Here is a 14,756-nt window from a genome sequence, read left to right as displayed (position 1 = left end):
GTCAGGTCGAGGGGATCGACCGGTTGTTCTCGACGCGGAACAGATTGATCCGCTTGCGATCCTGCTCGGGGCTTTGGCCAAAAGTCTCGCGGTAATGGCGCATCATCGGGCGCGCGTTGGCATAGCCCACCGCCTGCGCGATCTGGGTCATCGTATCGCCGGAATAGAGCACCAACTGCCGCGCCGCGTTCATCCGCAGGGTGCGGTAGTAATGCGAGGGGCTCTGGCCGGTGGCGCTTTTGAAACTGCGCTCAAGCTGGCGCGGAGACAGACCGACAATCTGCGCCACATCCGCCACATTCAACGGATCGCCGATATGCTCGGCGAAAACCTTCACCGCCTCGGCGATGGCGGGGGGTAACATGTCCGAGGTGCTTTCGCTGCTCACCGTGGGGATTTTTTGCCGCACGCCTTGCCCGCGCACCAAAGGATGCTGGAACCAGCAGGCGACCTCGGTGGTGACCTCATGCCCGAGTTTCTGCTCGATCAGATGCAGCATCAAATCAAACGCAGCAGCGGCGCCCGAGGCGGTGTAGCGGTCGCGGTCGATGGTAATCACATCGCTGGTCATGCGGTGATCGGGGAATTCGGCGGCAAAGGCGGCTTCATAGCACCAATGCACGCTGCTCTCGTGTTCGACCAAGAGGCCCGAGCGCGCCAGCGGGAACACGCCGCCGCTGACGCCGCCCATTTTCAACCCGTGCCGCGACAGGCGGCGCAACTGGCCGTTGGCGGCTTTCGGCGCCTCGAATGTGGCCAGAGGGCCGCTGAGGAGGAACAGATAGTCCAGCCCCTGCGCCTCGCTTAATGGCGCGTCGGGGTCGAACCAGACCTCGGCGCTTGAGCGCACCCGCGCGCCGGTTTCGGAATAGAGCGTCCATGCGAAGGCCTGCTGTCCGGCGATCTCATTGGCCGCGCGCAGGGGCTCGATGGCCGAGGTCAGACAGGCCATTGGAAAGCCCGGAAACAGCAAAAACCCCAGATGGGTCGGGCGCGTCGGGTCAGGCATCAGGCAGGCAGACAGGTTTGATCATAGGGCCATTTATGGCGGCGCGGGCGGGGAATGTCACGCGCTGTGGCGCCGGTTAGTCCGCATCATCCAGCCGCAAGAGCGCCGCGCCGTAATCACTTTTCTCGAACCGCCGCGCCCGTTCCTGCAGCGCCGCGCGGTCGAGCCAGCCGTTTTCAAAGGCGATCTCGTCGGGGCTGCCGACCAAAGTGCTCTGGCGGGTTTGCAGGGTGCGCACAAAGTTGCCCGCATCCAACAGGCTCGCGTGGGTGCCGGTGTCGAACCAGGCAAAGCCGCGGCCCATTTTCTGCACGTTCAGCTTACCCTCCAGAAGATAGCTCTCAAGTAACGTGGTGATCTCGAGTTCCCCGCGCGCCGAGGGCGTGACTGAACGGGCCCGCTGCGGGGCGCTGGCATCCATGAAGTAAAGCCCGCTGACTGCGTATTGCGACTGCGGTTTTTCAGGCTTTTCGACGATGCCGGTGACATTGCCTGCGCCGTCAAAGGACACCACACCGTAACGCTCGGGATCGGCGACGCGGTAGCCGAACACGGTGGCGCCCTCGCGTTGGGCTTCGGCCTCGGTCAGCAGATCGGTGAGCCCATGGCCGAAAAAGATGTTGTCGCCCAAAACCATAGTTGAAGGCGCGCCGTCGAGAAACTTCTCGGCGAGAATATATGCCTGCGCCAGCCCCTCGGGCGCGGGCTGCTCGATCCATGTCAGCACAATCCCCCATTGGCTGCCATCACCCAAAGCGCGCTGGAACTGGGCCTGATCCTCGGGCGTGGTGATGATCGCAATCTCGCGGATGCCGGTCAGCATCAACACGCTGAGCGGGAAATAGATCATCGGCTTGTCGTAGACCGGCATCAACTGTTTGGAGACGCCGATGGTCAGCGGATAGAGCCGCGAGCCGGTGCCGCCGGCAAGGATTATGCCTTTGCGCGGCGAGGATTTCGGGGTGGTCACATGCAGTCTCCTAAGTCTTGCAGCGCAGGGGCGGGCTGCGCGGCCTTGGGGTGCGAGCAGAAACGTGCAGGGCCGGACAGTCAAGCGGTGAGTTGTGGTAACGGCCTGCAGGTGCGGGGTGTTGGGCGCCGGATCGGCGGAACGTGCGGTAAAAGCCGCTGCAATCACAGGATTAATTATAGAAACCATACTTGCGCCAAAGGAAAGCGCATCGTTATGTGGGTGAAAGGGAGTTCACATGGTTTTATCGCTTGAGCCGGAGCGCGGCACCGGAGGGCCTTATGTGGCGGGAATACCTGCCTTGGTGGTCCGGTTGTGTGCCGGGCGGGGGAGAGCGTTGTGCCGAGTATCAGCGGGGGGGCTATGAGGACTCTGGTCACCGGCGGCGCCGGATATATTGGCAGTCATACCTTGCTGCAGCTTCTGGCCGCGGGTCAGGAGGTGATGGTCTATGATAATTTCTCCAACTCCTCGCCCGAGGCTTTGCGGCGGGTCAGGGCGCTGTCGGGTGCGGATATCGCGCTTTGTGAGGGGGATGTGCGGGACGGGGCGCGGCTGGATCAGGCGTTTGCGGACTTCCGGCCCGATGCGGTGATCCATTTTGCCGGGCTCAAGGCGGTGGGGGAATCTGCCGAGATCCCGTTGGAGTATTACGCGCAGAATGTGAGCGGGTCGATTGAGCTGTTGAAAGCGATGCAGCGGCAGGACTGTCATCGGCTGGTGTTTTCCTCTTCGGCGACGGTTTACGGGCGGGCGAGCTATCTGCCCTATGATGAGGGGCATCCGAAACACCCGGCCAATCCCTATGGGCGCACCAAGCATTTCATCGAGGAGATCATCCACGACTGGGCGGCCGCCTGGCCCGAGGCGAGCGTGGTGGCGCTGCGGTATTTCAATCCGGTGGGGGCGGATGGCTCGGGGATGATCGGCGAGGATCCGCACGGGATACCGGCCAATCTGATGCCCTATATGGCGCAGGTGGCGGTCGGGCGGCTGGAGTATTTGAACGTCTTCGGCGCGGATTACGAGACCCGCGACGGGACCGGTGAGCGCGATTATATCCATGTCGAGGATCTGGCGCGGGCGCATCTGGATGCGATCGGATATACCGCGCAAAACCGGGGCTGCGAGGTGATCAATGTCGGCACCGGAGAGAGCGCTTCGGTGCTGGAAATGGTGGCGGCGTTCGAGACGGCCTCGGGACGGAAAGTGCCCTATAAGATCGCGCCGCGACGGGACGGGGATGTCGGGCGGATGGTGGCGGCGGTGGAAAAGGCCGAGCGGTTGCTGGGCTGGAAAGCGCGCCACGGGATCGAGAGTATGTGCCGCACGACATGGAACTGGCAGTCGAAAAACCCCAATGGTTACGCCGAGTGAATTTCCGCTTGTCCCACGTGTGGGACATATGGCGATTCGTTTCAAATCAATGACTTGGCCGGTTGCGTTTACTGTGGGTTAACTGTGATTCCGGCCAGCGCGGTGCAGGTCGGCATATGGTTTTCGCGGGGCGCGAGGCGCGGAAATGTGCGCGTGGCTTTGGAGAGGTTGCACGCTTTGAAAGCTCCTTGGTAACTAAGCGCTGCGGTTCAGCCGTCTGGCACGAGGGGCACCCTCGGGCCGCGCCCGACCCTCCCCCCGGGAGGGCGCCTTGGCGGTGTCGTGTATGGCTCGGACGGCATCCCTGCTTTTGTGCGCTGCGCGTTGTGGAAAGGGTGGGGCGCCCACCCAGGGTCGGGCGCGGCCCTTTGCGCCTTGTGGGGAGACTGTGTGAGCCGGTGGCTTTCAAGCAATGGCTTTGTATGGTTGCGCTGCGGTTCAGCCATTTGGCACGGGGGAACCCACGGGCCGCGCCCGACCCTCCCCATGGGAGGGCGCATGGCGGTGTCATTCGCTGCTCACGCGACATCTCTGCTTTTGAGCGCTGCACGCTGTGGAAAGGCTGGAGCGCCCACCCAGGGTCCGGCGCGTCCCTTTGTGCGTTGTGGGGTGGCTGTGTGAGCCGGTGGGTTTCAAGAAATGGCTTTGTATGGATGCGCTGCGGTTCAGCCGTTTGGCACGGGGGGAACCCTCGGGCCGCGCCCGACCCTCCCCACGGGAGGGCGCATGGCGATGGTGCTCGCTGCTCGTCCGACATGGTTGCTTTTGAGCGCTGCGCGTTGTGGAAAGGGTGCGGCGCGCACCCAGGGTCGGGCGCGGCCCTTTGCGCTTTGGGCGCTGCAGTTCAGCTGTCTGACCACTCGGCACCACGGGCCGCCAGCGCGCCTCAGGTCAGCACGTGGTTTTCGGGCAGCAGCGCCGGCGGTGGCGTGCGGTCGAGCGCCTCGCAGACGGAAATCTCGATCACCCGACACATCGCATCCAAGGGCAGCCCGTTTTGCACATTGCGGAACGGCAGTTCCAATTCGTTGGTCACCGCTTGCAGGCCGAAAAACACATAGGCGACGATGGCGGAGAGGAGCGGCGCGAACCAGCCGGTGGCCTCGATCAGCGCGAAGGGCAGGAGCCAGCAATAGAGATAGGTCGTGCGCCGCACCAGAAGCGAATAGACAAAGGGCAGGGGCGTGGTCATGATCCGCTCGCAGCCCGCCTGCGCCTCGGCCAGCGCCGCAAGGGTGCGGGCGAAGGTCATCTGGCCATAGCCGCTGATCTTCTCTTGAGCGGTCAGATCCGCCAGCTCATCGGCGATCTGGCGCAGGGCGGCATCGGCGGCATTGCGGTTGGCGATCAGGGCCTCGGATTCGGCCTCATCAAGCCAGTCGCGGAGCGCGGGCTTCACGTCAACGCCGCGCAGAAACCCGCGGTGCAGATGGGCGAAAGCCACCGCCAGCGCAAGGATGCGGGCGCGGGAAGGGCCATTGGCGAGGAAGATGCTGCCGTGGCGGCCAAGGCTGCGGATATCGGCGATCATCGCGCCCCAGAGTTTGCGCGCCTCCCACCAGCGGTCATAGGCGGCGTTGTTGCGAAACCCGAGGAAGAGCGAGAGGGCGATGCCGAAGATGCTCATCGCGGCGATGGAGATCTGCGGCAGCGGGGTGATATGGTGATCGACCAGCAGGACCAGCACTGAAAGCAGCGCCACGCCGACCATGCGGGCGAAGATCCGCGGCACCACCGAGCCTTGCATGACAAAGAAGAGGGTGAGCGAGGAGGGCTGGTCGCGGACGATCATTTCGGGTTCCTTTCGGCCGTCTCGGGTGCCTTTTGGGGCTGGTTTGGCTGGCGGGCGGGGCTGTGGTGCGTCTGGCGGCGGGTCTGGCTGGTGGGGCGGATGAAGCGCCCAGATACAATGATCTGGCGCGCGGTCGCGGTTCAAAACCGACACCAAGCTGCCCGTTTGCAGCGCGGGATCAAGATAGCGGGTGTGCCCGGTCCCAGCCGTTTAAGCGCCGTGACGGCCTGCGTCCAGCTTCTGTGGTGCGGGTGATGCGGATATGTCGCGGAGAGAGTGGCTTTGGGGCAGCGCCTAGAGCATCTGTCTGGCACGAGGGAACCCTCGGGCCGCGCCCGACCCTCCCCATGGGAGGGCGCCTTGGCGATGTGGTGCGTCACTCGAGCGGCGTTGCTGCTTTTGAGCGCAGTTTGTTGTGGATAGGGCGGGGCGCCCACCCAGGGTCGGGCGCTTCCCTTTGTGCTTGGTGGTGAGGTTTCGTGAGCTAGCGCGTTTCAAGCAACGGCTATGTACTGATGCGCTGCGGTTCAGCCGTTTGGCACGGGGGAACCCCGGGCCGCGCCCGACCCTCTCCATGGGCGCAAGCCGCGTAGCGCGAGACCGCGGGGTGGCGATCCTGCGATGAAGCGAAGCGCTTTATTGTGCGTTCCACATCCATCATCGAAACGGCGCGCTTGCGGTAACAGATCGCCAGCCCGATGGGGCGGCCCCCGCTCTCGGCGATTATTCTTGAATAATCGCCTGCCGCGTCAGTGGGACAATGCGTGGCGGCTTCGCCTTGATTCCACGCAAGGCGCTTTGGTGATGGCATTCACCGCGCAACCGACATGAGTGCTTCGAGCGCTGCGCGTTGCGGAAAGGGCGGGGCGCCCACCCAGGGTCAGGCGCGTCCCTTTGTGCTTGGTGGGGAGGCTGTTTGAGCGGGCGGGTTTCAAGCGATGGCTTTGAATTGATGCGCTGCGGTTTAGCCGTTTGGCACGGGGGAACCCTCGGGCCGCGCCCGACCCTCCCCCCGGGAGGGCGCACTGGCGATGGCAGAGGCAGCGCGACCGACAGTTCAGTTTTCGAGCGTCCGCATAATAGCAAGGAGGTATGCGCCCACCCAGGATCGGGCGCGTCCCTTTGAGCGACGAAGCGGCTCTTTGTGTGTAGTGTGGGGCGCTCGCGCTGTTCTGTCTGGCTCGAATGGCATCCATGTGTTTGACCCGCGCATAGAAAACCCCGCCCGAGGGGTGCTCGGGCGGGGCGGAACTGTGGAGACGGTCAGGGCTTACTGCTCGGCGCAGGCGGCCAGAACGTCCATATCCGGGCCAACCGGGGTGCGGCCAAGGTTGAACGGGGCCGAGGCGTCACGCCAGTTGGCATAGTCGTTCAGATAGGCGACCTGGCTCAGATAGACGCGGGCCGAGTTCGGGTTCTCGCAGGCGACTTCTTCAATCGTGGCATTGGCCATTTCCTGAATCGTGGCCAGCGTGGCGTCGTCGAGACGGGTGATCTCGACACCGGCTTCCTGGAACTGGGCGTAGGCCTCATTCGAGCGGCGCTCGGTGAAGGCCAGCGACCACAGCATGGTGGCGTCGGCGGCCACGCGCAGCTGGGCTTGGGTTTCTTCGCTCAGCGCATCCCAGGAGGCTTTGTTGATCATCACCCCGAAGATCGACGACGACTGGTGCCAGCCCGGGGTCGACCAATGGGTGGTGACCTGCTGGAAGCCCGCCGACCAGTCGACGTTGGGGGTCGAGAACTCGGAGCCGTCGATCACGCCGCGCTCGAGCGCTTGATAGATCTCGCCACCGGCCATCGACACCTGGCTGCCGCCGAGTTGGGTCAACAGGCGGCCCTGCTCGAGGCCCGAGAGGCGCAGGCGCATGCCCTGCAGATCGTCGGTGGTCTCGATCGGGGTGTTGGTGCGGAAGCCGGATTCGTTGTTGGTCACGCCGTAGGGCAGATAGACCATGCCATACTGGCCGTAGATCTCGTTATAGATCTCGAAACCGCCCCACTGCTGGATCCAGTTCACATAGTCGACGGCGTTGAACAGGCTGGCATGGGTGGCCAAGGGCGAGAAGGCGGTGTCGCGACCGGCCCAATAGCCCGGCCAGTCGGCGCCGGCCTGAACCGTGCCCGATTCCACCGCGCCAAAGACTTCGCCCGCGGGCACCAGCGTGCCGCCGTCAAACAGCTCGATCGCCAGCGCGTCGCCGGTCAACAGGTTCGCCAGTTCGACGAATTTGCGGTCCATCTCGATCAGCTCGAGCGAGGCCGGCCAGACCGTGGTCATGGTCCAGTTTTCCTGCGCGAAGGCCGGTGCGGCGATGCTTGCCGCGAGCGCCCCGATTGCGGCAACTGCCGTTGTTTTCATAGACATTTTGGTCTCCTCCTAGTCGATGAACTTTTCTTAGTTGGTGTAGAGTAGCCCCGGCAGCCAAGTCACAAGCTGCGGGAAGATCGCGATGGCAATCGCCATCAACACGATCAATCCGATGAACGGCAGCACGCCGATGATGATGTCGGAAATCTTCACCCCGTCGGGGGCAATGGCGCGCATATAGAACAGCGCATAGCCAAAGGGCGGGGTCAGGAACGAGGTCTGCAAAACCACCGCCATCAGCACGATGAACCACAGCGGATCAATGCCCATTTCCTGAATCACCGGCAGGAAGATCGGGAAGCTGAGGAGCACGATACCGGTCCAGTCAAGGAACATGCCGAGCACAAAGACGATCAGCATCATCACGGTGATCAGCATCCACGGCTCCATCTCGAGCCCGCGCAACAGCGCCTGCGTGGCGCGCAGACCGCCGGTGATGTTGAACACGCCGGTAAAGGCGGTGGCGCCGACGACGATGAACAGGATCATCGCGGAGGTGCGCGCGGTTTCCTTGAGCGCGCCGGTGAAGGTGCGCCATTCAAACCGCCCGCGGGTGATCACGATCAACAGCGCCAGCAGCGCACCGACGGCGGACGCCTCGGTGGCGGTGGCAATGCCCATCAACATGGTGCCGAGGATACCGAAAATCAGCACGAGCGGCGGCAGCGCCTCAATGATCAGCATCTTGATCAGGGCGCCGCGACCGATTTTCTCCTCGAGCTTCACCGCCGGGGCCAGATCAGGGCGAAAAAAGGCCACCGCCGCGACATAGAGCGCGTAGAGGAGGCCCAGAACCATGCCCGGCATCATCGCACCGGCGAATAACACGCCGACCGAGAGCGAGGAGTTCGAGGCCATCAGGATCAGCATGATCGAGGGCGGGATCAGGATGCCAAGGCAGCCCGAGGCGGCGATCAGACCGGTGCTGAGGCGTTTGGAATAGCCGTATTGCAGCATCGGTTTCAGCGCCATCACCCCGATGACGGTGATCGAGGCGCCGATAATGCCGGTGGTCGCGGCCAGCAGGATCGAGATCAGCACCACCGCAAGCCCCAGCCCGCCGGTGACCCGCGCCATCAACAGGCGCAGCGCTTCGAACATTTTATCGGTGACGCCGGAATCCGATAAGAACCTTGCCATCAGCACGAATAGGGGGATCGCGATCAACACGTAATTGTCGAGCACATCGCCGTAAATGCGGTTGACCACGATGCCGAGGATTTGCGTGCGTCCGGCAATCACCGCGCCGAGAATGGCGGTGCCGCCGAGCACAAAGGCCAGCGGGTGGCCCATAAACAGGCCAAGCACCAGAATGCCGGCCATGATGATGGCAATTGTTTCACCCGACATCTTTGCTCTCCTCACGCGGGCCAATTGCCAGTTTCAAAAACTCGGAGATGCCTTGCAGGAGCAGCAAAGCCGCCGCCACCGCCATGGCGATCTTGACCGGATAGACCGGCAGCTGGATCGAGCCATAGGTGGTCTCGCCCTGCATCCACGAGCGCTGGGCAAAGAGATAGCTGTGGTAGGTAAATACCCATGCGAACGGGAAAAAGAACAGCGGGTAGCCCAGCATCTCGACAATCCGGCGCGGCATCGAGGGCAGGTTTTCGGTGACCAGATCAACCCGCACATGCGCCTGATGGCGCAGCGCATAACCGCCGAGCAGGATGAAATAGAACCCGTAAAGATGTTTGGTGAGATCAAAGGCCCAGAGCGTGGGCGCATTGAATACGTAGCGCAGGACCACATCATAGATGATCAGCCCCGCGAAAATAATGGCGACCCATGAGACGGCCCGTCCGACAATCTCATTAATGCCGTCAATCAGACGGATGAGTGGCATTCTTCCTCCCCGGATCCGGGTCTTTGCCCGGTGGATGCTGTTGAGCGTTGGGCGCCCTGTTATTGGCTACTGTTCACGATGAATCCGGCGCGGGTGAGGCACCGGAAAAACACTCCATATGGTTAATGGTCCAAAACATGACGCTTGGTTCACCTTAGGGAGAAACCGAAAGGCAATGCAAGCATTATTCGCAAAATTATTTTGGTGTATCTGATATGAATATTACCGGCCCGCTGTCGGGCGGGTGGTCGGGGTGGCCTATGTGCTGTGGTGATAGGCGATGACGCGCGACAGCCATGGGCTGCGCGGGATCACAGGCAGAGAGGGGGCGTCTTAGGTGAGGCGCAACTGGTTGGCGATGTCCTGCATCTCGGCGGCAGGCAGTTGTTTGGGCAGCGCGTAGCCCTCAAGCCCCTCGGCCATATAGGCCTGCGAGGTCACATCATGCGGGTGGTGCATCGGCACCACATGGGCATGCGCATGGGCGACATGGATGCCGGTGTAAAACAGCGCCACCCGTTCGACCTGATAGAGCGTCTTCATCCGCCGTGCGAGCCGCTGCGCGCAGCTGGTGATCTGGGTGGCCAGTGCTTCGGGGAGATCCTCGAACCACGGGTAATGCGACTTGGGGATGACCAGCGCGTGACCGGCGCGAATCGGGTGCAGGTCGAGGAAGGCGAGGATATGGTCGTCCTCATAGAGTTTATGCGCGGGCAGGGCGCCGGAGGCGATGCGGCAGAACAGGCAGCTGTCGGTCATAGGCGGGCTTTCGGCGGCTAGCGTGGTGTGGGCAGCTTCCACAACGGTGGCGCAAAGCGCAATTGGAATTACTGGCGCGGGATGAGATTGACGCTGGGTCAGGTGAAGATTTTAGTGGACAGATCTATCGTGGTATGACAGAAGGGCTTGGCTACGTTACCCAAGTCGATCCTCTGCTTTCCCTTTTCGGACCTCAGCGAACTCGATACTGGCCTACCGCGCCACGCTGTTGCAATTCCGCGAACAGGTTGAAAACACTAGGAGATCCACGATGGCCAATGGCACCGTGAAATGGTTCAATTCCACTAAAGGCTTCGGCTTTATCGCCCCCGAGACCGGCGGCAAAGACGTGTTCGTTCACATCTCTGCCGTTGAGCGCGCAGGGCTGACCACGCTGAACGACGACCAGAAGGTTACCTTCGACGTCGAAGCCGGCCGTGACGGCCGCGAATCGGCAACCAATCTGCAGCTTGCTTAAGATTGATTTGCTGAGCGCTTGAATGCGATCAGAACTGATTTGGAACGGGGCGCCTTGGGCGCCCTTTTTCGTGTTTAAAGCCTAAGGGGTGCGCCCGACACCGGGTGGTTTTCGCGCCTCATCGATCCACCGTCCCGCCCGTGCGACCCACGGGCCGCGCCCGACCCTCCCCCCGGGAGGGCGCCTTGGTGATGTCGGGTGGGGCTCGGATGACATGAGTGCTTTTGAGCATGATCTGCTGTGGCGAGGGGGCTGGCGCCCACCCAGCGTCGGGCGCGTCCCTTTGCGCAGAACCGTGCCAGAGGGTGGATCAAAGGCATTACAACAAGCCCGCTGTCTCGCGACAATCCTCACCGCCAGGCGTAAAGGGTCGCGCCTGACCCTGGGTGGGCGCCGTAGCCATGCTAAGATGCGGTGCACTCCAAAGCAGGAATGCCGCTCGAGCAGTGAATGACACCGCCAGTGCGCCCTCCCGGGGGGAGGGTCGGGCGCGGCCCGAGGGTTCCCCTCGTGCCAAAGGGTGGATCAACGGCATTTACAACAAGCCGGCTGTCTCGCTGACAAACTTTAACGCCACGCAGAAAGGGACGCGCATGACCCTGGGTGGGCGCCGTGGCCTTGCTAAGATGCGGTGAACTCCAAAGCACGAATGTTGGTCGGGCTGTGGATGTCATTGCCGATGCGCCCTCCCATGGGGTGCCCCCGGGCCAGACAAGTGTCTGCGAGGGGTGACGCGGCGGCGTTTGCCGCCGCGTCGCGCGTTTTATCGGTAGTTCTGATAGAGATAGCCGATCCCGACAAGGACGGTCATCACCACCACCAGCGAGACCCAGGACGCAATGATATGCGCCCGAGAGTTTTCTTTCATCATCAAGCCTTTGATTTGCTTACACAAAGAGGCCCGGGGCGCGGCGCGCCCGGACCGCGAATGGGTCAAGCAAAAGAAGGCGGGGCGCGGATGGTATAGGGACCGGGCGCCGGGTGCGGATCGGGCAGGGGCGCGGCGGCGAAGGCGCTGCGGCGGCCCGAGAGGGGTGGCCGCGTGGTGAGGGCAGCGCCGGGGTGCAGCGCGCCGGAGGTGTCATCGCTGGAGGCGGGGGGCTCGGGGGCGGCGGCGCGTAGGGTGTCTTCGACAAGCCAGAGGCTTTGCGCCACCCGCTCGGAGAGGGCTCCCTCGGGCCGTGGGTCCGGCACCGCGGCGCCGATCAGCGCGACGACAACCGCGCAGGCCAAAACGAGCGGCGAGAGGAGCCGCAGGCGTGTCTGGAGTGGCGGGCGGGGGCGATGCATGGAGGATATATTCGCGCCGCCGCGCCGGTAATCAAGGGGGTTTGCGGCGGGCTGGTGAATATAGCGGGGGATATCGCGCCGCCACTGGTTCCATGTCGGTTTAGCGCGGGGTCAGAGCCGCAATTGCGCCGGCCCCATGCCCCCGCCCCTCTGCGCGTGTCATGCGCCGCCAAGCTGACCTCGCGGCGGGCTTGCCCGGGGGGATCCGCGCTCCTATCCTTTTGCCCAAAGCCCCCTCATCCCGCCAACCGGAGACCGCCATGCCGACGCTCAAAGACAAGACCCTGTTTATCACCGGCGCCAGCCGCGGGATCGGGCGCGAGATTGCCCTGCGCGCGGCGCGCGACGGGGCCAATCTGGTGATCGCGGCGAAATCCGACGCGCCGCATCCGAAACTGCCGGGCACGATCCATTCGGTGGCCGAGGAGGTGGAGGCAGCCGGCGGCAAGGCGCTGGCGATCAAGCTGGATGTGCGCGACGACGGGAATGTCGCCGAGGCGATGGCGCAGGCGGCCGAGCGCTTCGGCGGGATTGATATTCTGGTCAATAACGCCAGCGCGATCTTTCTGGGCACCGCGCAACAGACGGATATCAAACGCTTTGATCTGATCCAGTCGATCAACACCCGCGGCACGCTGCTGTGCTCGAAAACCGCGATTCCCTATCTGAAACAGGCCGAGAATCCGCATATCCTGACCCTCTCGCCGCCGATCAATCTGGGGAAGAACTGGCTGGGCGGCTATATCCCTTATACGGTGACCAAATACGGAATGACGCTGCTGGCGCTGGGGCTGGCGGAGGAGTTGCGCGACTGCGGGATTGCCTCGAACGCGCTCTGGCCGCAGACGACAATTGCCACCGCGGCGATTGAATTCGCGCTGGATAAGGCGCTGCTGCAACGCTCGCGGACACCGGCGATCATGGCGGATGCGGCGCATGGGATATTGACCAGCGATGCCAAGGCGTTGAGCGGCGAATGCCTGATTGACGAGAGTTTTCTGAGGGCGCGCGGGGTGACGGATTTCGAGCATTACAAGAATGATCCCGCCTGTGAGGATCTGATGATTGACCTCTATATCGACCCGTGATGCCTGCGGCTCGCGGTAAACGCGCCGTTATGCCCGCGCCCCGTGAACGCCCCTTATAGACCCGAGCGGGCCGCGCGTTACACGCGGTCCCGCATATCCTTGAGCGCCACCAGCATCGCCAGCACCACCACCACCCCGACCATGCCGAAGCCGACGCTGATCGCCGTCGCCCAATTCGACACCGCCAGTGTCGAGAAAGTGGCGGCGGTGATAAAGGCGATGCCGATCGCGGTGCCGATCCGCTGGCCGGTCTGCAGGATCGCGCCCGAGCTACCGGCATAGGCCAGCGGCACTTCGGCGAGGGTCAGCGTCTGGTTCGGGCTGATCACCAACCCCTGCGCCACGCCGATAAAGGAGAGCGAGACGATCAGCCACCAGATGCTCTGGTCGTAGATCTCATGCAGGGCGATGGCGGCGACGCTGAGCAGCAACCCGATCAGCGCCAACGCCAATCCGGCGACGATCAGCTTGCGGCCCAGCGTCAACACCCGACTGCCCGCCCAATGTGCCGCATAGGCCGAGAGCAGCGCCGCCGGTATCCCGAAATAGGCCGATTCCAGCGCGGATCTGCCGTCTCCCTCTTGGATATAGAGCGCCACCAGCACCCAGATGCTGGAAACCCCCATGAAATAGAGCGCCATGATGGTGATGCCGTTGGAATAGCTTTTGGTGGTGAAAATCTTCAGGTCAACCATCGGGCTATGGCCGAGGCGCAGATAGTGTTGCTCCCATTTCACCCAGAGCCACAAGAGCAGTAGCCCCAGCGGCAAGAGCAGCCAGATCCAGGGATTGCCGCCGCTTTCGACAAAGGGAAACAGCACCGCCAGCACCGCCAGACCCAGCAGCGCCGCGCCGATGGGATCAAGCGAGCGCAAGCCGCTGCCGATCCGAGGCAGGCGGATGATCAGGGGCCGTGGAAACCACATAAGCCCCAGAATAATCGCCAGAATTCCAATCGGCACATTGACCAGAAAGGTCAGCCGCCAGCCGATATCGGCGCCGCCCAATTCGATCAGCACGCCGCCCAGCACCGGCCCGACGGCGACCGAAAACCCGATCGCGGTGCCGAAATAGCCGAACGCCTTGCCGCGTTCCTTGCCGCGAAAATAATGCTGGATCATGCCCAGCCCCTGCGGGTTCAAGATCCCCGAGCCGACGCCCTGCACAAACCGCGCGGCATTGAGCGAATGCGCGTCCGGCGCCAGACCGGCGGCGATGGAGGCCAGTGTGAAGATCGTCACGCCGATCAAAAACAACCCGCCGCGGCCCATGATATCGCCGGCGCGCCCGGCCATCACCAGCACCACGCCAAAGGTCAGCGCATAGCCCGAGAGCACCCATTGCAGGTCTGACGCGGTGGCGCCGAGCCCGACGCGGATCGCCGGAAGTGCAACATTCACGATGCTGACGCTGATCAGGGTCATCACAATGGTGACCAGCAGCACAAAGAGGATGCGCCATCTTTCGGGGCTCACTGTCGGATCGTCTTGCGACGCGGGGGACGTCTCGGTCTCCGAAGGAGCCATAAGTGATACCTTTGATTTGCGAACAGGTATTGTTTAACCTGTTCAGCGACGGGGTTCAATTCCGCTCTCGGCGCTATGCTGCGCAGGATCGGGGGATTTGGCAAGCGTGCGGCGACGGTGACGGCAGGGCGTTGGGCCACGGTCGGTGCGGGCAGGCTGCAGGAGAATTAGTGCGGCTTGGGGTGGTTTCAACCCGGTTTCATGTGCGCGCGCGCACAGGGGCTTTGCGGTTGTGCGCGGTGCAATCCTC

12 protein-coding genes are annotated in these 14,756 nt (G+C 63.1%); 3 read left to right on the top strand and 9 right to left on the bottom strand.

The annotated features are described in order from the left end of the window. Nucleotide 1: 1 nt before the first annotated feature. Nucleotides 2-1,009 carry a GlxA family transcriptional regulator gene (locus DDE20_RS01195; RefSeq protein WP_240607801.1) on the bottom strand — a complete coding sequence of 336 codons (1,008 nt, stop codon included), beginning with the start codon at nt 1,007-1,009 and terminating at the stop codon, nt 2-4. A gap of 76 nt (nt 1,010-1,085) precedes the next feature. Next, nucleotides 1,086-1,979, bottom strand: coding sequence for a glucose-1-phosphate thymidylyltransferase RfbA (gene rfbA / locus DDE20_RS01190; protein WP_240607800.1), 894 nt, complete (start codon nt 1,977-1,979; stop codon nt 1,086-1,088). 363 nt (nt 1,980-2,342) lie between these two features. Between rfbA and galE the strand changes: the two genes are divergently transcribed. Continuing rightward, a complete protein-coding gene (gene galE / locus DDE20_RS01185; protein ID WP_116556614.1) occupies nt 2,343-3,356 on the top strand; it encodes a UDP-glucose 4-epimerase GalE in 1,014 nt (337 codons plus the stop codon). Nucleotides 3,357-4,242: 886 nt separating this feature from the next. On the opposite strand, the gene DDE20_RS01180 is transcribed toward galE, so the two are convergent. From DDE20_RS01180 to DDE20_RS01160, 5 genes are all read right to left on the bottom strand, one after another. Continuing rightward, nucleotides 4,243-5,148 carry a bestrophin family protein gene (locus DDE20_RS01180; protein ID WP_116556613.1) on the bottom strand — a complete coding sequence of 302 codons (906 nt, stop codon included), beginning with the start codon at nt 5,146-5,148 and terminating at the stop codon, nt 4,243-4,245. A 1,270-nt stretch (nt 5,149-6,418) separates the two neighbouring features. Next, on the bottom strand, nt 6,419-7,516 hold the full coding sequence (gene dctP, locus DDE20_RS01175; protein WP_116556612.1) for a TRAP transporter substrate-binding protein DctP: 1,098 nt from the start codon (nt 7,514-7,516) through the stop codon (nt 6,419-6,421). Between the two features lie 30 nt (nt 7,517-7,546). Beyond that, complete coding sequence (locus tag DDE20_RS01170; RefSeq protein ID WP_116556611.1) at nt 7,547-8,869, bottom strand: TRAP transporter large permease; 1,323 nt, start codon at nt 8,867-8,869, stop codon at nt 7,547-7,549. Next, nucleotides 8,859-9,365, bottom strand: a complete 507-nt coding sequence (locus DDE20_RS01165; RefSeq protein ID WP_116556610.1) for a TRAP transporter small permease subunit — start codon at nt 9,363-9,365, stop codon at nt 8,859-8,861. The genes DDE20_RS01170 and DDE20_RS01165 overlap by 11 nt, the downstream gene beginning before the upstream one ends. A gap of 333 nt (nt 9,366-9,698) precedes the next feature. Then, nucleotides 9,699-10,124, bottom strand: a complete 426-nt coding sequence (locus DDE20_RS01160) for an HIT family protein (protein ID WP_116556609.1) — start codon at nt 10,122-10,124, stop codon at nt 9,699-9,701. Nucleotides 10,125-10,395: 271 nt separating this feature from the next. On the opposite strand from DDE20_RS01160, the gene DDE20_RS01155 reads away from it, so the two are divergent. Continuing rightward, nucleotides 10,396-10,602: a cold-shock protein gene (locus DDE20_RS01155; RefSeq protein WP_116556608.1), complete on the top strand. Its 207-nt coding sequence runs from the start codon at nt 10,396-10,398 to the stop codon at nt 10,600-10,602. Nucleotides 10,603-11,535: 933 nt separating this feature from the next. Here DDE20_RS01155 and DDE20_RS01150 read toward each other — a convergent pair. After that, nucleotides 11,536-11,892: a hypothetical protein gene (locus DDE20_RS01150; RefSeq protein ID WP_116556607.1), complete on the bottom strand. Its 357-nt coding sequence runs from the start codon at nt 11,890-11,892 to the stop codon at nt 11,536-11,538. Nucleotides 11,893-12,152: 260 nt separating this feature from the next. Here DDE20_RS01150 and DDE20_RS01145 point away from each other — a divergent pair, with 260 nt between their 5' ends. Then, nucleotides 12,153-12,980 (top strand): SDR family oxidoreductase, encoded by an 828-nt coding sequence (locus DDE20_RS01145; protein ID WP_116556606.1) that lies wholly within the window; start codon nt 12,153-12,155, stop codon nt 12,978-12,980. Nucleotides 12,981-13,057: 77 nt separating this feature from the next. On the opposite strand, the gene DDE20_RS01140 is transcribed toward DDE20_RS01145, so the two are convergent. Next, nucleotides 13,058-14,455: an MFS transporter gene (locus DDE20_RS01140; protein ID WP_205961595.1), complete on the bottom strand. Its 1,398-nt coding sequence runs from the start codon at nt 14,453-14,455 to the stop codon at nt 13,058-13,060. Nucleotides 14,456-14,756 lie beyond the last annotated feature (301 nt).

It is taken from the genome of Pararhodobacter oceanensis, assembly GCF_003076755.1.
In the GTDB taxonomy this organism is placed as follows: Bacteria; Pseudomonadota; Alphaproteobacteria; order Rhodobacterales; family Rhodobacteraceae; genus Pararhodobacter; species Pararhodobacter oceanensis.
The sequence above is the reverse complement of the archived record's forward strand: the minus strand, read 5'-3'. Positions and strand labels throughout refer to the sequence as shown.